This window comes from [Clostridium] cellulosi, assembly GCF_036762875.1.
Classification (GTDB): Bacteria; Bacillota; Clostridia; order Oscillospirales; family Ethanoligenentaceae; genus Ruminiclostridium_D; species Ruminiclostridium_D cellulosi.
On the sequence record NZ_JBAIZF010000024.1, the window covers coordinates 61,270 to 87,557 of the forward strand.

Below are 26,288 nucleotides of genomic sequence, written 5' to 3' on the forward strand. Positions count from 1 at the left end.
TAACGCAGTCTGAATTCCCGGAAAAAATTCCGGGAATTCAAACACAAACATAACTACTTTTTCATTATTTACTACACATTTTTGACAGAATTTTTTCGTAACATACGGTCTTGACGCTATTCGACCTTTACATCCTCATTTCTGAACTGAACAGTTATTACCGTTCCCGGCGCAACCTTCTGTCCGGCACTCGGGCTCTGGTTATACGCCTTGACACCTTTTTCAGAAAGCCCCGTACCGGAAATCTCAATGTTGAGGTTCCTTGCAGAAATCACGCTGTTAGCCTGCGAAGGCGTCATACCAATTACGTTCGGTACGGTAATTGTGTTCTCAATCTCTGCGTTACCTGTATAGAGGATAACCCTGCCGCCCCGCGGGATAGGCCTTCCGCTTTCCGGCACCTGCGCCGTAACTTTCTTGCCTTTGCCAATGGTTGTTTCGTTGAGCTTATCGTTTTGCAGTTTCCTTATAGCTTCATCTATATCCATACCCACGAGGTTCGGTGTTTTAACATCGAGTTTTGCCTGTTCTTCCGGTGTGTACTGAGGTTCAACACCAAGATAAGGCAGTATCTCAGACAAAAGTTTGCCGACAACCGGGGCCGCTATGACACCGCCGTATTTATTATCCGAATGGGGCTCGTCAATCTCAAGCAGCACCGCTATCTGCGGGTCGTCAGCCGGAGCTATGCCTACGAATGAAGCGATACGGGCATTTTTATCCTCGTTGCCCAGCTTCTGTGACGTTCCTGTCTTTCCTCCGATGCGGTACCCGGCCACATATGCGTTGTTACCGGTACCTTCAGTGACTTCTTTCTGCATGATGGCACACATTTGCCTTGATACTTCTTCGGAAATGACCTGACGTTTGACTACTGTCCCGAATGTTTTGACAACATTGCCGTTGCTGTCCAATTCTTCCTTAACAACATGCGGCTGCACGAGCTTTCCGCCGTTTGCTACCGCCGCGACCGCCGTTATCAACTGGATAGGCGTAATCGTGTTGGACTGTCCGAAGGATATGGAGGCAAGCTCTACCGGTCCCATCGTTTTATCGGTGTATGATATACCGACAGCTTCACCGGGCAGGTCGATACCCGTTTTAGAGTTAAGCCCGAAAGCGGTAAAATATTTGTATGTATTCAATACCCCAAGGCGCTGCCCAACTTCAATAAAGACGACATTGCAGGAATTTTCAAACCCTTCAATGAATGTCTGATGGCCGTGACCGCCCGCTTTCCAGCAGTGGAACTGTGTGCCTTTTACATTTATGCTGCCCGGGTCATTGAATTCATCCGTTTCTTTGACGACACCTTCATTGAGAGCCGCTGCCGCGGTAATAATCTTATATGTAGAACCCGGCTCGTACGGATTCGTGATAGCCTTGTTTTGCCACTGGTCCTGAAGGGCCTCGTTCTTTGCCTGTTTCTGTTCATCCCCGGCAAGAGAGGCGATTCTCTGCTGCACTGTAGGCTTTGTTATTTCAAATGGATTATTCGGGTCAAAGGACGGCTGGGTGGACATTGCAAGAATTTCGCCGGTTTTTACATCCATTACAATGCCGGTGACGCCGACTCCGACTTTACAATCCACATATGCACTTTGGAGATTTTTCTCAAGGTAATGCTGTACTACCTCGTCGATAGTCAAAACAAGGCTTATGCCGTCTTTCGCCTCGACACGATCCTGAAAATCATAAGGCATATCGGTACCTTTGGCGTTTTTAGCGGTGACCACTCTTCCGTTAACGCCCTTTAAGACGCTGTCATAATAGGCTTCAATGCCGGCAAGGCCCTGATTGTCCGTTCCTGTAAAACCAATAACCTGTGAAGCAAAATTGTTAAACGGGTAATAGCGCTTGCTGTTCTCAACTACGCCGATACATGAGTAACCGTTTTCCTTAGCAAATTCCTTGACAAGGGTGGCTACGTCGTTTTCGACCTTTTTCGCCAAAACAACATAGCTCGTCTTCTTTGATATTTTACTGTAAATCGTTTTTTCATCAACGTTTATGATTTTTGAAAGACCAGAGGCAATCTTATTTAATTTTTCTTCCCTTGTGCTTTTTTTGTCGTCCGTTATGTAAGACGGGGAAACATAGACATCCCAGACTGTGGCACTCTGAGCCAGCGGTTTCATATTGCGGTCATATATAGTACCGCGGTTGGCGTTTATTGTTGTTACGCTCAACTGCTGGTCCAAAGCCTTCTGCTGATAGAACGCCCCGTCAATAAACTGCAGCTTGACAAGTCTGCCTATAAGAACGGTAAAGCCCAGTACAAAGAAAAAGGCGAGAACAATCGTCATTTTCTTTTTCATTGCAAGAGTTGGGCTTACCATTAAAAAACCTCCCGGTAGATTTCTGACAGTCTCTGCTTTTTATAAAATCTATTTAAAAATTATGCGAAGTATTCCTCAATCGAATTAATTACATTCTGGAAGAAGCCTTGGATTCCTCCCGAATTGCCGAGAACCTCTACTTTATCTTCATTTGTAAGTTGGACATACTGGATTTGATAGGCCTGCGTCTTTACCAGCCCCAGATTATTTGAAGCATAATCCTCAACCTTTGATATGGACATGCGGTTTTCCAGCTTTGAATTGAGGCTTACCTGTTCGCTTCTGGCGGTATCCAGCAGTTTCTCCATTTTAGCCGTTTCATCGTTAAGCTGCGTGATTTTTATATTACCTACCATGATGCTTCCCAGCGATGCCATGACAAAAAGGCTTACAAATACAAATTTTATAACTGCAAGAGGCGTAACCTGCTGTTTCTTGGCTTTTTTCTTTTTGACGACAGTATTTACCTTTTTAGGCTCTTCTACCGGCACCTCCGGAATCTCTACCGGGGCAAATCTTGAAAAATCATACGCTACATTTGACTTGTAAGCCATTTCATGACCATCCTTTCGCAGTTTCTGGGAAACCTCTCTTATACCAAAAAGCAGCGAATACGCTGATATAATCCCGGGTTAAAGGTGTTTAACGCACCGAAAATACCCAATTATAATTTTTCGCAAAACCTGAGCCTTGCGCTGCGGCTTCTGGGGTTTATCTCAATTTCTTCTTTTGACGGCTCGATGCCCTTTTTCTTGGGTATCACAACCTGCGGCTTATGTCCGCAGACACATATCGGGAAATCCGGCGGACAAGTACAGCCCTGAGCCCAGCTCAAAAAACGCTGCTTTACCATTCTGTCCTCAAGGGAATGGAAGGTAATTACTGCAAGTCTGCCGCCTTTGGCAAGGAGCGAAAGTGCATCATCTAAAAGTGCTCCCAGCTCGTCAAGTTCGCCGTTGACGGCAATTCTAAGCGCCTGAAAAGTTCTTCTCGCTGGATGCGGCCCGCTTCTTCTGGCAGCCGCGGGAATTGCTGACTTTACGATTTCGCTCAGTTCAAATGTAGTTTCAATCGGTTTCTTTTCGCGTGCGAAAACAATATGCGAAGCGATTCGGGAAGCAAACTTTTCTTCGCCGTATTCGCGCAATATCCTTGCAAGCTCGTCCTGCGACGCCGAATTCACTATATCTCGTGCAGAAATGCCGCTTTTCGACATTCTCATGTCAAGCGGGGCATCATAGTTGTAAGAAAAACCGCGTTCAGGCACATCAAACTGATATGATGAAACGCCGAGATCAAGCAATATTCCATCCACAGCGGGAATTCCCAAGTCGTTTAGAATTTGAGAAAGCTGAGAAAAATTTGCGTTGACAAGCGTTACCCTCTCTTTGAAAGGTTCTAAGCGCTTCCCGGCAGCCTTTATTGCGTCGGGGTCGCGGTCGATTGCGATTAGTCTTCCTGTCTTGAGGCGGGAAGCGATCTCAAAGGAATGGCCTCCACCGCCGGCAGTTCCGTCAACATAAATTCCGTCAGGCTTTATATTAAGCGCTTCAATGCTCTCATGAAGTAAAACACTGAGATGATGGTAATTTTCCATATTTGTTCTCCAACCGGTTTAATTAAAATCCAAGCTCATCCATAGCCTCTGCAATAGACTGCGGCGTTATACCTTCACACATATCTTCCCATTTCTGCTTGTCCCAAATCTCTACGCGGTTGGACGCACCGATTATAGTTACTTCTTTGGTGAGAGAAGCGTAGTCCCTGAGGCTTTGCGGTATAAGCACACGTCCCTGCTTGTCCGCTTCAACCTCGGCAGCACCGGCAAAGAAAAACCTTTGCAGATTGCGGGCTTTTGAAAGCGGCAGCGAACGTATCTTTTCCTCAAGCAGTGCCCATTCTTTGATTGAATAAACAAAAAGGCAGTTGTCGAGGCCTTTGGAAACAATAAAACGCAGGCCCAGTTCTTCTCTGAAGCGAGCCGGTATGAATACACGTCCTTTTGCATCAACAATATGTTGATATTCTCCTATCAGCATAATTACTGCCTCTTCACACTCAAATCAAAGAATCGGGAACTAATTCACCACTTTACACCACTTCAAACCACAATTTAATTATAAACACAAAAAATAAAAAATTCAAGCGTTTGTATTGGAAATTAATAAAAAACGCAAGAAATTTTTGCTGTTATCGAAAATTCTTTCAAAAAGTCATAAAAAGGCTGCTGCGTGGCTATTCAAGACAAAAAAACAGCGGAGGAACCGGCCCGATGGCCGGCTCATCCGCTCTGTTAATTAAAACTGCATATCAGGTTTAAAACGGCAGACTCTTCAGAGAAACTGATACGGATGGCGCGGAATAACCCAACTGAACATTGAACTGTTATCCGGCGCAGAGCCTTCTAATTAGGTATTTCAGCAGTTTTTCAGGCAAAAAATGCGCTGCAAAAACATTTGCAGCGCAACTTCTTCTGGCTTTATTCAATCATGAAAGTTTTGTGGGTGATTTAATAGCCTGCCTTGCCTCTTTGATTTCATTAAGGGCTTCGTATACCTTTTCTTGTGTTTGAAGCAATAAACGATCTGAAAAATCGGCAGCAGCTTTCTTCATTTCTTTTGATTTTGCCTGAGCTTCACTTAATATCGCGTTTGCCTTTTCCTGAGCCGCTTTGACGATTTCATCATTTGATACGAGTAGCTTTGCCTTGGCCTCGGCGTTTTTGATTATTTCTTCCGCCTCAAGCTTTGCATTTTTGATAATTTCCATTCTGTCAGCTACGATGGCCTTTGCCTGCGGTATTTCCTTAGGCATATTAAGCCGCAGATCGTCGATTATTTCCCGGACTCTTTCAGCGTCAATTACACAGCGTCCTCCCGACAGCGGCAGCCCCCAAGCCTTATCGAGCATATCGTCCAGCTCATCAAGCAGCTCGTCAATCCTCATATTGCTCACTCCTTTTGCGTCAGTTTCGCCGTTATTTCTTCCGCCAGCCCTTCAGGTACAAATGGTGAAATATCTCTGCCGTGCTTCGCAACCTCACGAACCATACTCGAACTTAAAAACATACAATCTATGCTCGCCGGCAGAAAGATTGTTTCAACTCCAGGAGTCAGCGACATATTAGTCAGAGCCATCTGAAATTCATATTCAAAGTCAGACATAACCCGCAGGCCCTTGACAACCGCTGTCGCTTTTTTCATTGCGGTATAATCCGCCAGAAGCCCATTATATGTATCAACTTCCACGTTTTTGAGCGAAGCTGTAGCGCGTTTGAGAAAATCTACACGCTCTTCTATAGTAAACGTGGGCTTTTTTGCTGAGTTGACCATGACAACTACTATAACATTATCGAATAAAGCCGCAGCTCTTTTTATTACATCAAGATGTCCCAACGTTACTGGGTCGAAACTTCCCGGACAAACTGCCAATGTCATTTAATTAAACACTCCCCTGTTCTTTTCTGTAAATCGCAAGCTTGGTTTTTCCATAATTGCTTTGCCGCACAAGCTTAAAATCCCCCGCGCCGTCCGGAACTTCGTCGGTACGAGCCGCTTCACAGATAATTACCCCGTGTTCCGACATATGCGGAACAGTCAGCGGCAAAACCTTGTCAATGAATCCTTTGCTGTAAGGAGGATCCATGAAAACAATGTCAAACACGGCTTTTGTGTGCATTAAAAATTGTTCGGCATCGACCGCAGCGACGCTCGCCTTTTCAGACAAACCTGTGTGAGCAAGATTTTCACGGATAATCTTGACGCACTCTGGATTCGCGTCGACAAAAGCCGCATGCTTAGCACCGCGGCTAAGCGCTTCAATACCAAGCTGTCCGCTTCCCGCAAAAAGGTCAAGCACGTTTCTTCCTTCTATTTCAAACTGAATCATGCTGAACTCTGCTTCTTTGACCCTGTCAGCCGTCGGCCTCGTCTCCAGACCTTCGAGGGTTACCAGTTTTCTCCCGCGAGCCAAGCCCGTTATTACTCTCATCAAAAACCTCCGCTGTAGCTTGTCCTTTGTGGCACAAGCCTGTTTTGCTTACAGTTATCACTGAGGGTTACAGGCAGCCGGCGCCGCCGCAATCCCAGTTTTTAAAAGTCATCTACTAACTATTATCTTACCTAACGACAATATTGTCAACATTCTTTTATATTGTGTCATATTATTCGGCTACTATACGCAAATTTTATCGCAAAACAAAAAAGTGTTCTATCAACTTTGCGCCAAAGGCTTAATTGCGGCTTAATTTTCCCTCAGCCAAATATAAAGCGTTGCCGCAGCGCTTTTTGTCATGCCTTTGACCGATGCCAGCTCTTCCTCCGTCGCGTTTCTGAGCCTTTCCATTGTCTTAAAGTGCTTCATGAGGGCTTTTGCCCTGTTCTCGCCTATACCCGGAGCCTGTGTCAGGCGTGAGGAAAATGCCTTATGCCCCTGCGTCTTGTGATGATATGAGATGGCGAAACGATGCACTTCGTCTTGAATTTGGGAGACGAGCGTAAAGACACCGCGGCTCTCGTTTATCGCGATTTCCCCGCCGTTTGCCGCTATTGCCCTTGTCCTGTGTTTGTCGTCCTTGACCATTCCAAAAACCGGTATGTCAAAACCATATTCATCAATCACCGGCTTTACCGCGGCGACATGCCCGCGGCCTCCGTCAAGGAGGATTAAGTCCGGTTTTCTGCCAAAACCGCTTTTGGCGGTATTGCCGTTGTCGATTGCCTCTTTAAGCCTTGCAAGCCTGCGTCCAACAACCTCACGCATGCAGGCGTAGTCGTCCTGACCCTCGACGGTTTTTATCGAAAACCTGCGGTAGGCGCTTTTAAGCGGACGCCCGCCCTCAAACACAACCATGCCTGCGACGACGCCTGTCCCGGCAGTATTTGAAATATCATATGACTCGATATACTCGGGGCGGTGGGAAAGGCCGAGCAGTTTTCCCAGCTCGTCAAGCACCTTCTCTGTCCTTGCCGGGCGGGCTGACAGCCTGTTTATTTTCTCCTGTGCGTTATTCTTTGCCATAGAGGCGAGGGCCGCCTGTTCGCCTTTCTTAGGGACGGTCACTCTCACCTTGCGGCCCGCCGTTTTTGTGAGATATTCCTCAAGCAGTGCCCTATCCTCAGTCTCCCCGTCCAATGTAATTCTCGGAGGCGGAAGCCTTGAGGGAGAATAATAACGCCGGATAAATTCCGCGCGGGCTGCCTTCTCGTCCGCAATAAAATCGAGAAGGTAGCTTTCGCGGTCAGTGAGCCTTCCGCCGCGGATAATAAATACCTCGAAATCTGTATTGCAGCCATCGCCGGCAAGGGCTATGACATCCTGCTCTTTTACTTTTGAGGCCACGACCTTCTGCTTCTCGCGTATCTTCTTAATTGCCGCAATACGGTCCCTGATTCTGGCGGCCCTTTCAAATTCGAGGTTCTCCGCCAGTTCCTCCATTTTCGCCTTGAGTTCCTTTAGTATTTCGTCATATCCGCCCTTTAAAAAGGCTATGGCGTTTTCAATGTTTTCCCTGTATTCGGCGTTTGAGATACGCCCGCGGCAGGGCGCGCAGCACTGATGAATAAAGTAGTTGAGGCAGGGGCGGCCGCGCCCCATATCCTTTTCAAAGTTGCGGTTGCAGGTCGGCAGAGAGAATGCCTTGACCGCCTCATCAACCGCCTCTTTTACCGCAAAGGAGCTCATATACGGGCCGAGATAAGTGGCCCCGTCGTCCTCAATCTTTTTGGCTGATTCGATTTTCGGCCACTTCTCATTAAGCGTAATCCTGATATAATTGTAGCCCTTGTCGTCTTTAAGCAGTATATTGTATTTCGGCTTATGCTGCTTTATTAGGCTACATTCAAGCACCAAAGCCTCAAACTCGCTGTCGGTGATAATGTAATCAAAATGGTCGACGTGCTCAACCATTTTGCGCACCTTGCCCTCGTGGTGGTCAAAGCGCAGGAAATACTGGCTCACCCTGCGCCGAAGGGCTTTTGCCTTGCCGATGTATATTATATGCCCCGCAGCATCCTTCATTATATAGACGCCGGGCTTAAACGGGAGCTCCCGCGATTTGTCCTGCAATTCCTTCAGTTTTTCTCTATCCATAATCCACCCCCAAGCTGCAAACCCATTACTGTAAAAAACGACACCGTGCGATAACACGGTGCCGCATAATTAATATTATGTTATGCGCAATCATTCGGTAAAACCGGATTGAACAAGTTTTACAAGGCTGTCGATAGCTTCTTCTTCATCAGTTCCGTCTGCAATTATGCGTATTTTGGTATTTCCAACAATACCGAGCGACAAAACACCAAGCAAACTTTTAGCATTAACCCTGCGTTCGTCCTTTTCAACCCAGATTGATGACTTGAACTCATTTGCCTTCTGGATAAAAAAAGTCGCAGGCCTTGCATGCAACCCAACCTGATTCTGGACAACAACCTCTTTAACTAACATTCTTATCGCTCCCAAACCGTTCTAATGTCCATTCATATACCAATAGAATACTAAATTCCAACGATTTAGTCAACATAATGCTTGAACTAAAACAAAGGCACGTCCTTTATTTTGTATAGATAAACTATAATCACCTGTTCAATTTCCAGTTTTTTGTGCATATTTATTATAAACTTTTTACAGATTTTTTGCACATCTTTCGGATTTTTGGTTTAAATTAAGCATCACTTTCGTGAATTTCAGCACAAATTTCTCCTATTATTTTTAGGTCATCACGGGATAAATCCGCCTTTTTCAGCATATCTGGCCGCCTTATCAGCGTCCGTTTAAGCGCCTCACGGCGCCTCCAATTGGCAATATTAGCGGCATGGCCGCTCAGCAGCACCTCAGGGACGCTCTTCCCGTTGAAAACCGGAGGGCGGGTGTACTGAGGATACTCGAGCAGCCCGGAAAAATGACTCTCCTCGGTAAAGCACTCCTCTCCGGAAAGTACGCCGGGCAAAAGCCTTGTCACCGCGTCTGCTACCATCAGCGCCGGCAATTCGCCGCCTGTCAGCACAAAATCTCCTACAGAGATTTCTTCATCCACAATTTCTTCTATAATACGCTCGTCGACACCTTCGTAATGTCCGCAGAGCAGCGCTATATTGTCCATTTTGGAAAGCCTGACAGCAGTCTCCTGATTGAAAACCTTGCCCTGTGGGGACATATAGATACAATAAGGGCGCGTGTTTGTTTCTTCACAGATAGCCTTAAAGCAGTCCGCGATTGGCCCCGGCTGCATAATCATTCCAGCACCGCCGCCGTACGTGTAATCGTCGACATGGCGGTGCTTATCTTTAGAAAAATCCCGTATATCGTGGCACTTTATCTCAACCAAGCCGTCTTTTCTCGCCCTGCCGATAATGCTTTCACTGAGGTATGCCTCGCACACAGACGGGAAAAGAGTCATTATATCAATTCTCATCGTCAAACAATCCTTTGAGTGGGGTTATGAACATAATCCCGTTTTCGATATCGACGGATTTTACAACATCCTTTATCGCCGGAATCCACGTCTTACGCCCATCGGAATCTATACGGTAAATATCGTTGGCCCCTGTTTTCGAAACTTCGCCAAGCGTCCCATATACTTTTTGAGTCTCAGCATCGACAACTTTAAGCCCCAGCAAATCCTGCTCAAAATACGAGCCCTCGGGAAGTTTGACCCACTCGCGGTCTATATAAATCACCTTTTTGATAAGCTTTGCGGCTTCGTCGATGTCGTCTATGCCCTCGAACTTTATTAACGCAATTGATCTATGAATACGAATCGAATTCGCTTTAATGAAAGTCTTTCCATTGTCAAGATAAAACCCTGTAAAACCTTTGAGAAAATCAGGTGAATCACACCACGGATTAACCCTGACTTCACCTTTCAATCCATGAGTACCGACAATCTGACCAGTCTCAAGAAAACGCTTAAGCATAAAAGCCCCCGATTTATATTAAATATAGCAATCTGGGGAAAGCATTGCCGCCTCCCCCAGATTATATGGGTCAATCAATCTCGACCGCAATTTTAAGATTTTGCCTATTGGCCACAGCACGCATTACAGTGCGAATAGCTTTCGCAATTCTGCCCTGCTTGCCAATCACCCTTCCCATATCGCCTTCGGCAACATGAAGGTGATAAACAATCGTGCCGTCTTCTTTCGGCTCGTCTGTTGTAACGGTGACGCCATCAGGATTCTCTACAAGCCCTTTTGCGAGGGCAATCAGTAATTCCTGCATGTTATGACCATCCTTTCACAGGCTAACGAACCCTAACCTTGTGCAATCAAAGCGCGTTGTTCTGCTTTAAAAGCGCTTTAACGGTCTCGGTCGGCTGTGCGCCATTCGCAATCCATTTCTTTGCCTTTTCTACATCGACTTTGACAACTGCAGGCTTCTCAAGAGGGTTGTAATAACCTATTTCTTCGATAAAACGGCCATTGGCCGGATATCTTGAATCCGCAACAACTATGCGGTAAAAAGGTGCCTTTTTCTTGCCCATGCGACGAAGTCTGATTTTAACTGCCATCTATTTCACCTCCCATCATTGATAACCTATATATAATAAATCATAACTTATATGCGGAAAAATGGACGCTTTCTCATTAAGCCACGCATGTTGCTCATCTGCTTCATCAATTTGCGGGCATCGTTAAACTGCTTGAGAAGGCGGTTGACGTCCTCGACCCTTGTGCCGCTTCCAGCCGCAATACGCCTCTTGCGCGACGCATTGATTATCTCCGGCTTTTCGCGTTCTTTCGGTGTCATCGAGGTGATTATAGCCTCAATGCGCAAAAACTGCCTTTCGTCGATATCCATATCCTTGACCTGATTGCCTATTCCGGGCAACATTTCAAGCATGGATTTTATCGAGCCCATTTTTCGAATTTGCCTCAGCTGGTCGAGGAAATCGCTGAGGTTAAAGGTGTTGCTTTTCATCTTCTTGGCAAGCTCGGCGGCATTTTTCGCGTCGACCTGCTGCTTCGCTTTGTCGATAAGCGTCAAAACGTCGCCCATGCCAAGGATTCTCGACGCCATTCTGTCGGGATAGAACGGCTCGATGTCTTCGAGCTTTTCACCCGTACCGACGAGCTTTATCGGCTTGCCTGTCACCGCCTTGACGGACAGGGCTGCACCGCCTCGAGTATCGCCGTCGAGTTTTGTAAGGATAACGCCGTCAATGCCCAGCGCTTCATTAAACGCTGACGCGACGTTGACCGCGTCCTGACCGGTCATCGCGTCGACAACGAGCAAAATTTCATCTGGTTCGACTTTTTCTTTAATATTTTTAAGCTCGTTCATAAGCTCTGTGTCAACATGCAGACGGCCGGCGGTATCTATGATAACAAGGTCATTGCCGTGATCTTTAGCGTGATTTACCGCCATCTTTGAAATCTTTACCGGGTCGTCATTGCCCATCTCAAAAACCGGCACGCCGGCTTTTTCACCGACGACCTGCAGCTGCTTTATAGCAGCGGGGCGGTAAACGTCGCAGGCGACAAGCAGCGGGCGCTTGCCCTGCTTTTTGAACATATATGCGAGCTTCGCCGCATGAGTAGTTTTACCAGAGCCTTGAAGCCCGCACAGAAGGATGACTGTAGGCGGCTTCGAGGAAAATTTAATTTTGCTCTGTTCCCCGCCCATCAGAGCGGTTAGCTCTTCGTTGACTATCTTTATTACCTGCTGAGCCGGAGTGAGGCTTTCAAGCACCTCCGCGCCAATTGCGCGCTCCGTAACTCTTTTAGTAAATTCTTTGGCTATTTTAAAGTTTACGTCCGCTTCCAACAAGGCAAGGCGCACTTCGCGCATTCCGTCTTTTACATCCTGTTCAGTCAGCTTGCCTTTTGAACGCAGTCTCTTAAAGGCTGCCGACAGCTTGTCGGCAAGTCCCTCGAACGCCACGGCAACCACTCCTATTTTTTACTTACTCACACAAAGATTCCGCGTCCGACTGAATTTGCACCGCAAGTTCCCCAATGTCACGAGAATAGCGAAAACGGTCGTTCAAATCCTTTATCTTTGCCGCCGCGGCGCTGATGTTGTGCAGCGTTTCCTGCTGCTTTTCAAACCGGGCCACAAGACCAAGTTTTCGCTCCATCTCCCTGAGCGTCGCTTCGCCGCGCTTTATGCAGTCGCGGACGCCCTGCCTCGTTATCTTGGCAGTTTCCGCGATTTCGGCGAGCGATAAATCCTCGTCATAGTACAGTTCGATGACTTCGCGCTGCTTTTGTGTGAGAATCTCTCCATAAAAGTCCAACAACAGGGACACCGACAGATCTTTTTCGTGCATTTGCGGCTCCCTCCCCGGTCGCTTGTAAAGCGATAATACTTTACAAGCAGATATTATAATCTGTAATGCTATATATGTCAAGATGTTTTTCTCAAATTTTCGCCCTTCTGCTGTCATTTCACCGATGAATTAAACATTGCATATAATAAAGCGCCGTCACACGCAAATGCGCGTACGGCGCTTAGATTATACTACAAAGCTTTAGCAGCCTCTTCTTCAGCAAGCAGACTCTTCTTCAGCTTTGTCTTGTTAATAACCTTCATTCGGGAGAATTCCTCGCGGTCTTTCTCTTCAAGAGCTTCTGAAATGAACTTAACGTCGCTCTCAAACCTCGGTATCATGATGTTTTTCAGAGCGTTTGCCCGGCGCTGAGTCTTTTTTATAGCATTAGCAAGCCGGTAGACGCTGTTCTCGATTTCAGCAAGCACGGCTGTAAGCCTTTTTACATGATAAAACGATAAATAGGCTTCATCGAGCATGGAGTTTGTTGAAGTAAAGCTGTAGGTAGGCTTTGGGGGATTGTCCTCAAGTGTGACAATCGGAATCTCGACACCCATTACACTTCTGAAGGTGATATTAATGCCGTCTTCTATCGGGACATCTTTTGCAATGTCGCCGATAATGCCGAGGGTAATGTTTGCTTTTTGCAGCGCGGCATATGCGTGCGCATAGGTGTCGTTAATCTGCCCCTGAACCTTTGCGGCTGTATCAATCAAATCCATCATTTCACGGATAAGAATGTTGCGCTTCTTATCCATCAAATCATAGCCGAGTCTCGCAAGAGAAAGTGAACGCTTAACGGCCATCAAGTTGCCTTTTGTAGGGAAAACTGTGTTAGCCACTTATTATTCCCCCTTGAATTCCTCGGCGTATTGAGGATTGTAATGCTTTGCAAGCATTTCATCGTCAACACGGTCGAGTTCTTCTTTGGGCAACAACGATAAAAGTTTCCAACCGAGATCAAGTGTATACTCAATTGTCCTGTTCTCGTTTTCGCTCTGGCGGATGAAATACTGTTCAAATTTACGGCCGAATTCGAGGTATTTCTTATCTACGTCGGAAAGCTCCTCTTCACCGATAACAGATGCAAGGCTCCTTGCGTCCTGAACCTTTGCATATGACGCGAACAACTGGTTCGCAACGGCGGAATGGTCGGCTCTTGTGTAGCCTTCGCCGATGCCGTCTTTCATCAGACGCGACAGTGAAGGAAGGATACCAACCGGCGGATAGATACCTGTCTGGTCAAGGCTACGGTCAAGCACTATCTGGCCTTCTGTGATATACCCGGTAAGGTCAGGTATCGGGTTTGTAATATCATCGTTAGGCATAGTCAAAATCGGTATCTGAGTAACAGAACCGGGTTTGCCTCTTATCATGCCTGCTCTCTCATACAGAGAAGCAAGGTCAGAATAGAGATAGCCAGGATAACCTTTACGGCCCGGAATCTCACCCTTTGAAGACGAGAATTCACGGAGCGCCTCGGCGTAAGACGTCATATCCGTCAGGATTACGAGGATATGCATGCCCTTTTCAAAGGCAAGGTATTCAGCCGCTGTCAGCGCGCAGCGCGGCGTTATGATACGCTCGATAATCGGGTCATTCGCGAGGTTCAAGAACATAACAACACGCTGCAAAACGCCTGAATCCTCGAATGAACGGCGGAAGTAGTCAGCGACGTCTTGCTTAACGCCCATTGCAGCAAATACTATAGCAAAATCGCCGCCTTCGTCAGACGAAATCTGCGCCTGACGCACGATTTGAACTGCAAGTTCATTGTGCGGAAGTCCGCTTCCGGAGAATATCGGCAGCTTCTGACCGCGAATAAGTGTCATCAGAGCATCAATGGACGATATGCCTGTACGGATATAGTTTCTCGGATAAAGCCGGGAAACAGGATTTATCGGGCTGCCGTTGATATCGCGGCGTTCCTCTGGGAAAATCTCGCCGAGTCCATCTATTGGGCGGCCCGCGCCGTCAAATATACGTCCAAGAATCTCACGGGACAGCGGCAACTCCATCGGACGGCCGCTGAAACGTGTGTGGGTGTTTGTCAGAGAAATACCGCGGGTTCCTTCAAACACCTGAATTATAGCTTTTTCGCCCTCAATCTGAACAACACGCCCTGTGCGGTGACTTCCATCATCGAGGACAATTTCAACCATTTCCTCGTAGGAAGTATCTTTTATACCGTCGAGCACGATAAGGGGGCCATTGATCTCTTTTAGACCGACAAATTCAAGACTCATACTATGCCCTCCATGCCGCCGCGTAAAGCGGCATAATTATTATTGATACAAAATTAAGGCTGCGGGCAAATTTAAGCCGCCGCGGTTATTTTGTTTAGAGTTTCTTCAATTTCCTTTGAATACGCATCAAACATCTCAAGCTTGTCATTCGGAACATCATATTTAATCCTGACGACCTTATCAAACAAACCTGTCTCCAGAATTGTTTAAATCGGAATTCCGGCAGCAACAAGTTCTTTTGAACGGTGGTACAGTTTAAGAATAGTCTCCATCATCTTGAGCTGTTTTGTGATAGGCACATAAGTGTCCTGAGCGTGATAAGCATTCTGCTGGAGGAAACCAACGCGGATAACGCGGGCTATTTCAATAATTAGCTTCTGGTCGTCCGGCAATACGTCAGAGCCTATCAGCTTGACTATCTCCATCAGTTTGTTTTCCTCATGCAGAATCGACACTATCTCATTGCGGCAACGGATAAAGTTATCGCCGACGTTCTGATCATACCACGGTTTCAAATCGACGATGTACTCGCTGTAGGACGTAATCCAGTTTATAGCCGGATAGTGTCGTGAATATGCGAGGGATTTGTCAAGTGCCCAGAAGCAGCGGATAAAGCGCTTTGTATTCTGGGTGACAGGTTCGGAAAGGTCACCGCCCTGAGGGGACACGGCGCCGATTATTGATACCGAACCTTCCGTGCCGTTGAGGTTGCGCGTATATCCTGCACGCTCGTAGAACTCTGCAAGACGTGACGGAAGATATGCCGGGAAACCTTCTTCTGCAGGCATTTCTTCAAGTCGTCCGGAAATCTCACGGAGAGCTTCCGCCCAACGTGAGGTGGAGTCTGCCATTATGGCAACGTGATATCCCATATCCCTGTAATATTCCGCAAGTGTTATTCCTGTGTAAATGGAAGCCTCACGTGCGGCAACAGGCATATTTGAAGTATTTGCGATAAGAATTGTACGGTCGGTCAGCGGTTTCTGCGACTTCGGGTCGACAAGTTCTGCGAACTCGTCAAGAACCTGAGTCATCTCGTTGCCGCGCTCACCGCAGCCGATATAAACGATTATATCCGCGTCGCACCATTTGGCGAGCTGGTGCTGGGTCATGGTTTTGCCTGTTCCGAAACCGCCCGGTATAGCGGCTGTTCCGCCTTTCGCTATCGGGAAAAGCGTATCAATAACCCTTTGCCCGGTAAGCAGCGGCCTATCAATCGGAATACGCTCGCTTACAGGACGCGGCTGACGAATAGGCCATACCTGGCACAATGTCAGTTTGTGCACCACACCGAGCGAGTCGCGAACCTCAACTACCGTATCGTTTACCCTGTATTTGCCGTTTGGCGCACAGGTTACAACTTCACCCGAAATATTCGGTGGAACCATGCACTTATGAACTATAAGCGAAGTCTCTGGACATGACGCATATATATCGCCCGGTTTTACCTGATCGCCGGGTTTGACATGGATTGTAACATCCCACTCGATTTCGGTATTTAAAGGTTCAATGTTTATTCCTTTTTCAATAAAGGCGCCAGATTTTTCTTCAATAAGTTTCAACGGCCGTTCAATACCGTCGTAGATATTGGAGAGTATGCCCGGTCCCAGTGTAACTGACATAGGATGTCCGGTAGCATAAACCGGCTCGCCTGGCTTTAACCCTGTCGTATTCTCATAAACCTGAATAGTTGTCATCCTGTCGGTTATGCCTATAACTTCGCCTATCAGGCGCGCTTCACCGACATAAACCATTTCGTTCATTGAGAATGTTTTGGTTTCCTTTATTGTCACGACAGGGCCGTTTATGCCGTATATACGATCATTAGAACTCATTTTTATGACCATCCCTTTCTAAGGCAATAGCCGCGAGAACAAAGGCTTCAAGCCCCTATTTTCAGAAAACTGATATATTCAAAAATTAATTATGAAATTACATGCTGATTGAAAGACCTGAAACAGATATAAACCAGTCTTTCTGGTTATTTAGCTTAAGGTCAAGGGTTTCGTCGACGACAATGCCTTTTTCGGGATTGCTAACAAGAACCCCGCCGAGCTGTATCACAGCATTAGCTTCAACTTTCGCATCACGACCGCTTGCGGCAATCAAATCTGAGGACAGGAAAAGGTCGTCCTTTTTGACGCTGATGATTATGCTGCCTTCAGGAATCTGATCACAGCTCTTTTTAACAAGGTCAATCATATATTGCCTGTAACCATCTGTTTTGGTAAATGCGGCAATTTTGGCGGCTGCCTCCTCAAATACCTTGCCTACCAGCTGGTCCCTAAGGATAAGCTGATTTCTGCGGCCTTCAAGCTCCGCTAATGAAATCTTGCGGCTGTGCTTGTTTTTTATTGAAGCAATCTCGTTTTGGATCATGACATAAGCGTCGTGAAGTATTTCTTCCTCGGCCTTTTCCAATTCATTTTTGCGGTACTCTTCAATTTCTGCGAGAATTTTCGAGCGCTGCTCTTCCGCATCTTTCAGTACAGCCGAACTGAATTTGTCGAGTTTCTTCTCCGACTGAGACATAGAGCACACCTCAAATCTTCACTCCAATAGCTTCTCTTACGTAGCGGGTAATGGAATCATTTGCCCTACCCGAACCATGACGGTCGGGTATCTCTACGATAAGCGGGCGTTTGCAGTTAAGTTTTAATTCATATACAAGATCAGGGCATAACTTCACGAGCTTTTCAGTTACAAGAACTATGCCGATTTTGGGATCATCCATGGCGGATTTAAGCGCGTTCCTGACTTCTTCTTTCTCGTGGACTACAATGCCCTCAATACCCGCCAGCCTCATGCCGACAAGCGTATCTACATTATCGCTAATGAGGTAAAAGCGCATTTGGCTTCACCTGATTTCTTAAGTGTATTATCTAAATTAAAGAGCTGTGACGATCATGATGCCGATAACGAATCCGTAAAGTGCAACACCTTCGCCAAGACCAACGAACAGGAGTGCTTTACCGAAAACACTTGCATCCTCTGTCATAGCGCCAATAGCTGAAGATGAACCAGTAGCAACAGCATAGCCAGCACCGATACCAGAAAGGCCAGTGGCAAGTGCGGCGGAAAGATAAGCAAGACCTTTACCAACTGTCATAGCGCCAGCTTCACTTGCAGCGGAAACAAAGCCGCCCATAGGAATGACTAAACCAATAAGGCAAATAAGAGCAAATGTTGAAAGGTTGAAAATAAGTGTCTTCTTAATGCGGGAAATGCTCTTTCCGGTTACTTTCTGGCGATAAGCCACAAAAAGAGGTGAAATAACTGCTGCAACCAAAACAAAAGCTAATGCAAATTTCATAATTGATTCCTCCAAATCAAAATTATTTTTTTAATTTATTTGAAAATTATTTTGAACTATTGTATTCAACCTTTGCAGGTTTGTATGGTTTTCCGCTTCCCTCATAAAAACGGCTGAACATCTCATAGAAATGGAGCCTTATTCCCTGTATTCCTACTATAAGGCCTTCCAGGGCTATGACAAACACGTTGCCAAATATCAGGAAGATAACACTTCCAGTGCCATGCAGCATGTTTGCTATAGCGAAAATAGCGAACATCATGCCTCCGTGGCTGAGTATATAAGCCCCGATCCTCATGAAGGAAATTGTATTTGACAAAAACGACAAAAGCGCTTCGAATAGCTCAAAGAATGCGGTGATGAAAAACTCGCCTTTTGAGCCTTCTATTATTTTTTTCTTATGTTCAATGAGGTGTGTCAGAGGCTCTTTTAGATATATGAGCAGGAGCGGCAGGATAATAAGACAGATTATAAACGGCAATGTAAGGACATTCTTGTTGAACAACAACGTAAACACAGCAGCAGTGATAACAGACGCGAAGAATACAAATCCGGCAACGCCGTTTGCGTCAAATAAAAGTTTATCAACGCGCTTTTGCTTTACTGCATTAATCATATTGATAATCATGCAGATAATGATAGTGAAGATACCTAAACCTACTGCACTAAACAAAACAAGGTTTACGTTCTTGTTATCGTGTACCGGAAGTATGGTAAACGGAAGTATGTCCTCGTAACCGAATATTGAGTTATAAAGGAACCCAAATACAGCAGATGACAGACCGACTCTGATGAAGATTCCTGAAAGCTGTTTCAGCAAATTCTTTGCCTTGAGAATAGCACCTATAATAGCAATCAAAAGGCCTTGTCCCAAGTCTCCGAACATTATGCCGAAAAACAGCATATAAGTTATCGTCATAAATGCCGTTGGGTCAACCTCATTATAAGCGGGAAGCCCATACATTTCTGTCATCATTTCAAAGGGCTTTGTCAGCTTGTTGTTAATAAGATGGGTCGGCGGTTTAATATCTCCCGCTTCTTCCGTCGATTCGATTACGCAATCGACACGCGGAAGATTTTGAAATTGCTGCTGAAATTTTTCGGCGTTTTTCTCAGTAACCCAACCGAAAATATAGAAACTATCGCCGCATTTTGACGCGTATCTGCGCAAATCAAATGAATCGGACAGATACTTTAATTTTGAATACACTTTGAGGAATTGCCCGCGGTTTTCTTCCCAGAATTTATCTACCGCTTCTTTGGCAGCCTTCAGCTCTTCTTTCTTTGCATTCAGTTTTTCTTTGATTGCCGAAATGGCTTCCTCAGGAGTGCCATGCGCCTCTTCAAGAATCTTGAGGCGCTCAAAATAGAGCGACGTGAAAAGCTGGTCTATTTTTTCGCTTTCACTCTTAAGCGTGACGTAAAAGCCCCACAGATATTCTTTATCCTCTTCCAACGGGAAGAAAAATACGGAGTCTTTTTCGTCACAGACCTCCAGTTTCGGATAACTGTCTCGCGGCAGCCGTCCGAATCTGAAATAAAAGAATTTGCAGGAAAAGATATCGTCCAGGCTCAGCTTCAGGCTTTTTATATGGGATAACTGCGTTATGCCCTGTTCAAGCCTCGCAATCTCCTGGCTAAGTGTTCTGATCTTGCCGTTGAGATCGTTTATTTGGGACTCAATCTTGCCGACATAATCTTCAAGTTCCGCATCTGACAACTTTAAACTGTCAAATTCGCTGTATCCGAGTGGAATATCGGAATGAACCGCGATATCAATTGTCTTTTGCAGTTGTCGTGAATACGGATTGAAGTCCTGTATCGGTGCAAATTCTTCAACATCGCCGAGCGCAGCCGATGACTGTTCTGGATGAAAGTCCCCGTGCAGGCAGCATTTCCGCACAACTTCGTCAAAATCTTTCATCCTGCCCACGATGTTGACCAGCTTCATTTTGGCTATCGCCATAATAAAGCCACCACCTTAAAAATTGATTGGTTATCAATCTTCCACACCGACAAGCAGTTTCTCAATCTCCGAAGGCGCCAAACCGTAGCGTATCCCTTCAATGATGTGAATGATATTCTTGATTTCTATATCTTCCAACTGAAGGAATGACACAACAGCCACTGGCGCTGAATCGGTAAACGTCAAAAGCTGTTTGTGGTAATGGTACATAATTTGATGGGAGTATTTTTCAATGTACTCAAAGTCATATTTTTTAAACGCGGTGCCGTAATAAGTCTGACATGCAGCCAACCACGCCGCGTTGGCGTCATTTGCTTCCATAATCGCTCTGAGTTCTTTTGGCTTTACTTTGAAATAAAACGGCAACAACAGTTTTTCAATATAATCTCTTTTTGCGTCAAAATACTTTTTGAGCCTTATTATACTGGTGATATTTGAAAGGTCGATCATCATACCAAAGGAGTTTTTAACCTGTTCTGCGACCTTTCCGCTGAATGTTCTGTCGATAATTTCAAAAATCCTGCTGTAATAAAGCTTGTTGAACTCGATCTCAATCCGGATAATATCTATTTTCTCACCCGCAGATGGGTCATACTTTTTAAGGATATCATAATACTGAGTCTGCTTCAGCAGCTTTAAAAGGCCGTCAAAATTCTTGACTTTGGCAAGCCCATAAAGGTCAAAGCTTGCGTGATCTGCAAAAAACGACGGCAGGGAAAGAAGATACTCTTCTTCGCGGTTCGCATTCAGAAGGCGTATACAGAATAAAATCTCGTCAATTTCCATTCTCATAATGAGAAATTTGTAAAATTCCATCTCGCCACTCGAGACGTAATGAAACACCTTCATATATTGGTTAAACAGGTCACGCTTCAGTATATTTTCAAGCTGGCCGCGGTGAATTAAGTTTTCATTAACCTCTCGCAGCAACGGCCCGTATGAAGTCTGTTGTTTCAGATACGCTGCTACCTCATTAACGGACTGCTTGCGGACAAGTTCGCGGTAGTTTTGCCGGGTAAGCTTGCGCCCATACATTGCATGAACCTTAGCTGTCAGAGCCTTGCTGCCTTTATTGTAAGACATGAATTATCACCCGCCAATAACTCTCTTATATATTTCTTCGGCCCACCGCTCATGGTTCAATTCATATTGTTCTTTGAGCTTTGTTGATATTCCGTCATAACGTGCCTTAATTTCGTCAAGCGCTTCCTGGAGAAACTTTTCTTCAGTTTGAGCTGTGACTTCAATTCTTCTTCTCGCACGCTGGATATATTTGTCACGGAGATCTTTCTTGTCCTGCTCAATTGAAGACTTGATCTGCTCTTTTAAGGCAAGCGCATCATTCGTCATCTTCTGGGCAGTTTTATCAATCTCGATAATTTTTTTGATTATATCCTGCACTTCTATCCCTCCTGACCTAAATATATTGCGGCGGGATTGCGGGAAAGACTCCGCCGTTTTATTTATCGCCTCAACCGGTATGTAAAATAAACTTACATAGGCTGGGATAAACACCAAAAAGCATCCGCAATAAAGGATATATTCATAACAGGATTTTGAAAATATGCTTTATTTTATATTATTACAATAACACTTATAAAAACAACAGAGCAAACTGGAATACCTAATTTTTCAAGCTCTGCATCGGTGCAGGAATTCTGCCGCCGCGGGAAATAAACCTGAGCGGAGAATAACGGTTGACCTCCATAACAGGGCCGCCGCCGAGAAGTCCGCCGAACTGGAGCTCATCGCCAGCTTTTTTGCCGATTGCAGGAATAAGCCTTACCGCGGTTGTTTTGCTGTTGACAACGCCGATAGAGGCCTCGTCAGCTATTATAGCGGAAATTATTTCCGCCGGGATATCGCCCGGAACAATAATCATATCAAGGCCGACGGAGCAAACCGCAGTCATGGCCTCAAGCTTCTCAATCCGCAGTGAGCCGCGCCTTGCGGCCTGTATCATACCGGCGTCTTCCGTTACCGGAATGAAAGCACCTGAAAGCCCGCCGACATGAGACGACGCCATAACGCCGCCCTTTTTAACGGCGTCATTTAAAAGCGCAAGGGCAGCAGTCGTACCGCATGCTCCGCAGGACTCAAGGCCCATTTCCTCAAGAATATGAGCGACAGAGTCGCCCACTGCCGGTGTCGGCGCGAGCGATAAATCGACAATGCCGAAAGGAACGCCCAGTCTCTTTGCAGCTTCAAAAGCTACCAACTGACCTGCTCTTGTTATTTTGAAAGCAGTCTTTTTAACTATGTCGGCAACTTCCGTAAGGTCACAGTCGCCTGCTTTTTTAAGCGCAGCCCTAACTACACCCGGCCCTGAAACGCCGACGTTGATGACACATTCCGGTTCGCCGGGCCCGTGGAAGGCGCCCGCCATAAAGGGGTTATCCTCAGGGGCATTGGCAAACACGACCAATTTGGCGCAGGCAATGCAGTTGCGGTCTGCGGTCATACTTGCGCATTCCTTGATTATTTTGCCCATTGCCGCGACGGCGTCCATGTTTATACCGGTTTTCGTCGAGGCGACATTGACCGACGAGCAGACAAGGTCCGTTTCAGTTAATGCCTCAGGAATTGTTGTGAGGAAGTGCTCATCGGCTCCGGCATAGCCCTTGTGAACAAGCGCAGTATAACCGCCGATAAAGTTGACACCGACAGCATTTGCAGCCTTGTCAAGGGCTTTTGCGAATTTTACGTAATCATGCGAAGTACACGCAGAGGCTATCAATGAAATTGGCGTCACAGAAATGCGTTTATGTATTATCGGAATACCATACTGCTTTTCTATGTCTTCACCTGTTTTGACCAACTTCTCCGCTTTTTTCGTAATCTTATCGTATATCTTCCTGCATGCTGCATCTATATCAGGATCACAGCAATCAAGAAGAGAAATACCCATGGTGATTGTTCTTATATCTAGATTATCCTTGTCAATCATTTTGACTGTTTCAAGAATATCGGTTACATTTAACATTATTGGCCTCCAAAAATGCTCCGCATATTAAAATAATCGTAAGGAAAAAGAAAAAATTTATACTAAAACGAAAATTAAATCTTGTGCATACTGTTAAAAAGGTCTTCATGCATGACATGAATGGTGAGTCCAAGTTTTTTCCCAAGCTCATTCATTTTATCCGAAAGCTCAGCACAACTGATTTTTGAAGATGACATATCAACAAGCATAATCATTGCAAACAAATCTTGCAGAACGGACTGTGTGACATCCGATATGTTGATGTTGTTGTCATAGCATATTTTACTTACACGGGCAAGAATACCAACCATGTCCTTGCCTATTACGGTTATGACTGCTTTCATTGCTAAGACCATTCCTTTCGCCCGGAAATTCAAAACATAACTGCGGGATGCCGCACGCTATATTTGATATTCAATGTTTACATCTGACCACATCATATTGTGAAACGTTAATAAAATAACGATGCTTCTAATTTTAATATACTATGCCTAATTTTAAAAAATAGCAAGCGTTTTGTCTATAAAATCACCAAAAAAATATTAAAATAAGAATAATCAATATAATTTTCGCTGAAGTTTCGAAACAATTTATTGAATTTAATTCAGTCAGCTTTAGACATAAATTGACATATCGGCCGTCCATAATTTATGCCATACTAATAAATCTTATAAAAAATACGATATAAAAGTGATGTAAAAATGCCGCTGACGTGATATTATATTTCTATAAAAACTTAGAGGCCTTTTTTCTGAAATAAATCTGGTGCATATCTACTTAAAGCATGTGTATCCCGGGTAATCCTGTGACATTTTAAGTTACGACAGAGTTTGTCAGTGCCATCCGCTTAAAACCATGCTTTAGGCCTGCACGCAGAAGTGATATATGGAATTAATAAAATCATACATTGAGAAGGAAGGTGAACCTTATGACACTGACTGACTTCCATATACACAGCGACAACTCACCCGACGGCGAAAATTCCATCATAGAAATCTGTGAAAGCGCCATTAATAAGCGTATTTCAGTAATAGCTCTGACGGACCATTGCGAAATAGATAAGTTTTATCATGACCGGTACAACATTGGATATAAACAATCATTTGTTGAAGCCAAAAAAGCAATTTCAATATTCAGTCACCAACTTGACGTACGCGCCGGAGTTGAATTAGGCCAGGCTACCGTTGATCTTGAGACGGCAGATATGGTCTGTGAACTGCCATATGATGTAATTTTAGGTTCTATACATAGTATGCCAGGGGCAGAAGATTTCTATTTTTTGAAATATGACAATATAGATGTAAAAAAGCTGTTTGCCGATTATCTCGGCGAGCTTAAAAAGCTCACCGAATGGGGCAATTTCAATGTCCTTGCTCATATCACATATCCATTAAGATACATAAACGGCGAGTATGGATACGGCCTAAAAACAGAAGATTTCGGCGACGAGTTCGAAAAGATTTTTCGGGAAATAATAAAACGCGGCATTTCACTTGAAATAAATACATCCGGTCTGCGGCAGAAAATTGGAACCACCTTGCCGGACCTTTTCTTACTGAAACTGTATAAAAGTCTCGGAGGCGAGCTTATCACGCTGGGTTCAGACGCTCATAGGGCCCGCGACGTAGGCCTCGGCCTGACGCAAGGTATCGAAATTGCAAAGCAGGCCGGGTTTGACAGATGCTGTATTTTCAAAAACCGAAAACCGGAGTTCATCAAATTTTAACTACCATGCAAATTCTTTTGCGCACTGATACAGTTTTCTTGCTGCCACAATTTATTTTTCACTGTTGGGGATATAATATTTAACAATGACTTGTATGGACTTTTTCAAAGACATATGATAAAATTAACAGTGGCTTGCAAACATCCTCGTTTTATTTGCGATGAGGTGAATATATGATATGGTATAATTTCTTTATACAAATTTGGCTTATATTCAACTTTTTAACGACAATATTTTGCCTCTATCAGGTTGTTATCGCCCTCGCGGGGCTACATAAAGACAAAAAATTTGCCCCCAGCACAAAAAAACGTAGATTTGCAGCGATAATTGCCGCAAGAAACGAGGAAGCTGTCATTGAAAATTTGATTGAAAGCTTAAAAAGACAGAATTATCCCCGCGATTTGTTTGATATCATAGTGGTGGCCGACAACTGCACAGACAATACAGCCAAAATCGCAGAAAAAGCCGGCGCCATCGTTTATGAGAGATTTAATAAAGCAAAAGTCGGCAAGGGATTTGTCCTGCAATTTGCTTTTAAAAAGATTTTTGAAGAACGCGATATTTATGATGCGTTCTGTATCTTTGACGCCGACAATGTTGTTGATAGAAATTTCTTTAACGAAATGAACAAAGCGATAGACGCAGGGTATGAAGTTGCTCAAGGCTATCGCGATATGAAAAATCCATACGATTCATGGGTTGCAGGCGGCCATTCGCTTTTCTACTGGATGGAAAACAGGTTCTTCAACTCTGCACGCAGCCTTTTAGGCCTTTCGGCAACCATAAACGGCACAGGGTTTATGGTTACTTCGGACCTTATCAAAGAAATCGGGTACAATACCGTTACATGCACCGAAGATATAGAATTTACTATTCAAAGTGTTCTCTCCGGCAGATGTGTCGGATGGGTGCCGGATGCAAAGGTTTATGACGAACAGCCGGTTGTACTCAGCCAGTCCATGAGACAGCGTCTGCGTTGGACAAACGGACTTATCCAGTGCTTTTGGCGGTATATCGGTCCCCTTTCAAAAAAGGTTATTGACCGTCCCGACTGGGTGTCAATAGATTTATTTATGTATCTCATGTCCTTCCCAGCAATGATCTTCGGTATGCTTTCTGCAGTTATGAGCTTTTTCTTTGTGTTCTTCAGAATCTTCGACCCGATGGGCAATCTTATAAACTTCTTCTTTTTGGGAGTCGGCACATTCATCGGTTTCTGGTTAATTGGCCTGCTGACACTCATTACAGAGAACAAACTGACAAAAGATATGATAACTTCAGTGCTGGCATACCCGATTTTCAATATACTTTGGGTAGCAATCTATGTCATGTGCCTTTTCAAGAAGAAGGTCGAATGGAAGCCTATTATTCACATGAGGAATATAAGCATCACCGATATAGAATCAAAATCAAAAGTGTAGCAAATAAAATAAACAAACGGCCGGTTC

27 protein-coding genes and 1 pseudogene are annotated in these 26,288 nt (G+C 45.0%); 2 read left to right on the forward strand and 26 right to left on the reverse strand.

Annotation, left to right across the window (positions count from 1 at the left end):
* Positions 1–116 precede the first annotated feature (116 nt).
* The 26 genes and pseudogenes from V6C21_RS07120 to V6C21_RS07245 form a co-directional block, all read right to left on the reverse strand.
* Entirely contained in the window at positions 117–2,339 is a 2,223-nt protein-coding gene (locus tag V6C21_RS07120; RefSeq protein ID WP_045085596.1) for a penicillin-binding transpeptidase domain-containing protein, read from the reverse strand.
* Between the two features lie 59 nt (positions 2,340–2,398).
* The gene (locus tag V6C21_RS07125) at positions 2,399–2,893 is read right to left on the reverse strand and encodes a hypothetical protein (RefSeq protein WP_479268679.1); all 495 of its coding nucleotides are present in this window, start codon (positions 2,891–2,893) and stop codon (positions 2,399–2,401) included.
* A 110-nt stretch (positions 2,894–3,003) separates the two neighbouring features.
* Positions 3,004–3,936, reverse strand: a complete 933-nt coding sequence (rsmH, locus tag V6C21_RS07130) for a 16S rRNA (cytosine(1402)-N(4))-methyltransferase RsmH (RefSeq protein ID WP_479268680.1) — start codon at positions 3,934–3,936, stop codon at positions 3,004–3,006.
* Between the two features lie 22 nt (positions 3,937–3,958).
* A complete protein-coding gene (mraZ, locus tag V6C21_RS07135; RefSeq protein WP_034837044.1) occupies positions 3,959–4,378 on the reverse strand; it encodes a division/cell wall cluster transcriptional repressor MraZ in 420 nt (139 codons plus the stop codon).
* A 448-nt stretch (positions 4,379–4,826) separates the two neighbouring features.
* Positions 4,827–5,285: an ATP synthase subunit B family protein gene (locus tag V6C21_RS07140; protein WP_479268681.1), complete on the reverse strand. Its 459-nt coding sequence runs from the start codon at positions 5,283–5,285 to the stop codon at positions 4,827–4,829.
* 5 nt (positions 5,286–5,290) lie between these two features.
* Entirely contained in the window at positions 5,291–5,776 is a 486-nt protein-coding gene (coaD, locus tag V6C21_RS07145) for a pantetheine-phosphate adenylyltransferase (RefSeq protein ID WP_034837038.1), read from the reverse strand.
* Positions 5,777–5,780: 4 nt separating this feature from the next.
* Positions 5,781–6,329 (reverse strand): 16S rRNA (guanine(966)-N(2))-methyltransferase RsmD, encoded by a 549-nt coding sequence (rsmD, locus tag V6C21_RS07150; RefSeq protein ID WP_034837035.1) that lies wholly within the window; start codon positions 6,327–6,329, stop codon positions 5,781–5,783.
* A gap of 252 nt (positions 6,330–6,581) precedes the next feature.
* A complete protein-coding gene (uvrC, locus tag V6C21_RS07155) occupies positions 6,582–8,429 on the reverse strand; it encodes an excinuclease ABC subunit UvrC (protein WP_479268682.1) in 1,848 nt (615 codons plus the stop codon).
* 90 nt (positions 8,430–8,519) lie between these two features.
* On the reverse strand, positions 8,520–8,783 hold the full coding sequence (locus V6C21_RS07160; RefSeq protein WP_034837030.1) for an HPr family phosphocarrier protein: 264 nt from the start codon (positions 8,781–8,783) through the stop codon (positions 8,520–8,522).
* 217 nt (positions 8,784–9,000) lie between these two features.
* Complete coding sequence (gene trmD, locus V6C21_RS07165; protein ID WP_034837029.1) at positions 9,001–9,750, reverse strand: tRNA (guanosine(37)-N1)-methyltransferase TrmD; 750 nt, start codon at positions 9,748–9,750, stop codon at positions 9,001–9,003.
* Entirely contained in the window at positions 9,740–10,252 is a 513-nt protein-coding gene (gene rimM, locus V6C21_RS07170; protein ID WP_034837027.1) for a ribosome maturation factor RimM, read from the reverse strand. The genes trmD and rimM overlap by 11 nt, the downstream gene beginning before the upstream one ends.
* A 70-nt stretch (positions 10,253–10,322) precedes the next feature.
* On the reverse strand, positions 10,323–10,556 hold the full coding sequence (locus V6C21_RS07175) for a KH domain-containing protein (protein WP_034837025.1): 234 nt from the start codon (positions 10,554–10,556) through the stop codon (positions 10,323–10,325).
* A gap of 46 nt (positions 10,557–10,602) precedes the next feature.
* Complete coding sequence (rpsP, locus tag V6C21_RS07180) at positions 10,603–10,845, reverse strand: 30S ribosomal protein S16 (RefSeq protein ID WP_034837022.1); 243 nt, start codon at positions 10,843–10,845, stop codon at positions 10,603–10,605.
* Between the two features lie 47 nt (positions 10,846–10,892).
* Positions 10,893–12,218 carry a signal recognition particle protein gene (gene ffh / locus V6C21_RS07185; protein WP_045085599.1) on the reverse strand — a complete coding sequence of 442 codons (1,326 nt, stop codon included), beginning with the start codon at positions 12,216–12,218 and terminating at the stop codon, positions 10,893–10,895.
* Positions 12,219–12,240: 22 nt separating this feature from the next.
* Positions 12,241–12,606 carry a YlxM family DNA-binding protein gene (gene ylxM / locus V6C21_RS07190; protein ID WP_045085600.1) on the reverse strand — a complete coding sequence of 122 codons (366 nt, stop codon included), beginning with the start codon at positions 12,604–12,606 and terminating at the stop codon, positions 12,241–12,243.
* A 191-nt stretch (positions 12,607–12,797) separates the two neighbouring features.
* Positions 12,798–13,448 carry a V-type ATP synthase subunit D gene (locus tag V6C21_RS07195; RefSeq protein WP_479268683.1) on the reverse strand — a complete coding sequence of 217 codons (651 nt, stop codon included), beginning with the start codon at positions 13,446–13,448 and terminating at the stop codon, positions 12,798–12,800.
* A gap of 3 nt (positions 13,449–13,451) precedes the next feature.
* On the reverse strand, positions 13,452–14,852 hold the full coding sequence (locus V6C21_RS07200; RefSeq protein ID WP_034837014.1) for a V-type ATP synthase subunit B: 1,401 nt from the start codon (positions 14,850–14,852) through the stop codon (positions 13,452–13,454).
* 71 nt (positions 14,853–14,923) lie between these two features.
* Positions 14,924–16,687, reverse strand: a pseudogene (locus V6C21_RS07205) (V-type ATP synthase subunit A).
* A gap of 97 nt (positions 16,688–16,784) precedes the next feature.
* Complete coding sequence (locus tag V6C21_RS07210; protein WP_034837009.1) at positions 16,785–17,384, reverse strand: V-type ATP synthase subunit E; 600 nt, start codon at positions 17,382–17,384, stop codon at positions 16,785–16,787.
* 10 nt (positions 17,385–17,394) lie between these two features.
* Positions 17,395–17,703 carry a V-type ATP synthase subunit F gene (locus V6C21_RS07215; protein WP_034837006.1) on the reverse strand — a complete coding sequence of 103 codons (309 nt, stop codon included), beginning with the start codon at positions 17,701–17,703 and terminating at the stop codon, positions 17,395–17,397.
* A gap of 36 nt (positions 17,704–17,739) precedes the next feature.
* Positions 17,740–18,165, reverse strand: a complete 426-nt coding sequence (locus V6C21_RS07220; protein WP_034837003.1) for an ATP synthase subunit C — start codon at positions 18,163–18,165, stop codon at positions 17,740–17,742.
* Positions 18,166–18,211: 46 nt separating this feature from the next.
* Positions 18,212–20,131 (reverse strand): V-type ATP synthase subunit I, encoded by a 1,920-nt coding sequence (locus V6C21_RS07225; RefSeq protein WP_479268684.1) that lies wholly within the window; start codon positions 20,129–20,131, stop codon positions 18,212–18,214.
* A gap of 33 nt (positions 20,132–20,164) precedes the next feature.
* A complete protein-coding gene (locus V6C21_RS07230) occupies positions 20,165–21,214 on the reverse strand; it encodes a V-type ATPase subunit (protein WP_479268685.1) in 1,050 nt (349 codons plus the stop codon).
* Positions 21,215–21,220: 6 nt separating this feature from the next.
* Positions 21,221–21,532 (reverse strand): hypothetical protein, encoded by a 312-nt coding sequence (locus V6C21_RS07235; RefSeq protein ID WP_034836997.1) that lies wholly within the window; start codon positions 21,530–21,532, stop codon positions 21,221–21,223.
* Positions 21,533–21,755: 223 nt separating this feature from the next.
* A complete protein-coding gene (locus V6C21_RS07240) occupies positions 21,756–23,114 on the reverse strand; it encodes a PFL family protein (protein ID WP_034836994.1) in 1,359 nt (452 codons plus the stop codon).
* A 74-nt stretch (positions 23,115–23,188) separates the two neighbouring features.
* Entirely contained in the window at positions 23,189–23,458 is a 270-nt protein-coding gene (locus tag V6C21_RS07245; protein WP_479268686.1) for an ACT domain-containing protein, read from the reverse strand.
* Positions 23,459–24,042: 584 nt separating this feature from the next.
* Between V6C21_RS07245 and V6C21_RS07250 the strand changes: the two genes are divergently transcribed.
* Complete coding sequence (locus tag V6C21_RS07250; RefSeq protein WP_034836989.1) at positions 24,043–24,840, forward strand: histidinol-phosphatase HisJ family protein; 798 nt, start codon at positions 24,043–24,045, stop codon at positions 24,838–24,840.
* Between the two features lie 173 nt (positions 24,841–25,013).
* Positions 25,014–26,261: a glycosyltransferase family 2 protein gene (locus tag V6C21_RS07255; protein WP_479268687.1), complete on the forward strand. Its 1,248-nt coding sequence runs from the start codon at positions 25,014–25,016 to the stop codon at positions 26,259–26,261.
* Positions 26,262–26,288 lie beyond the last annotated feature (27 nt).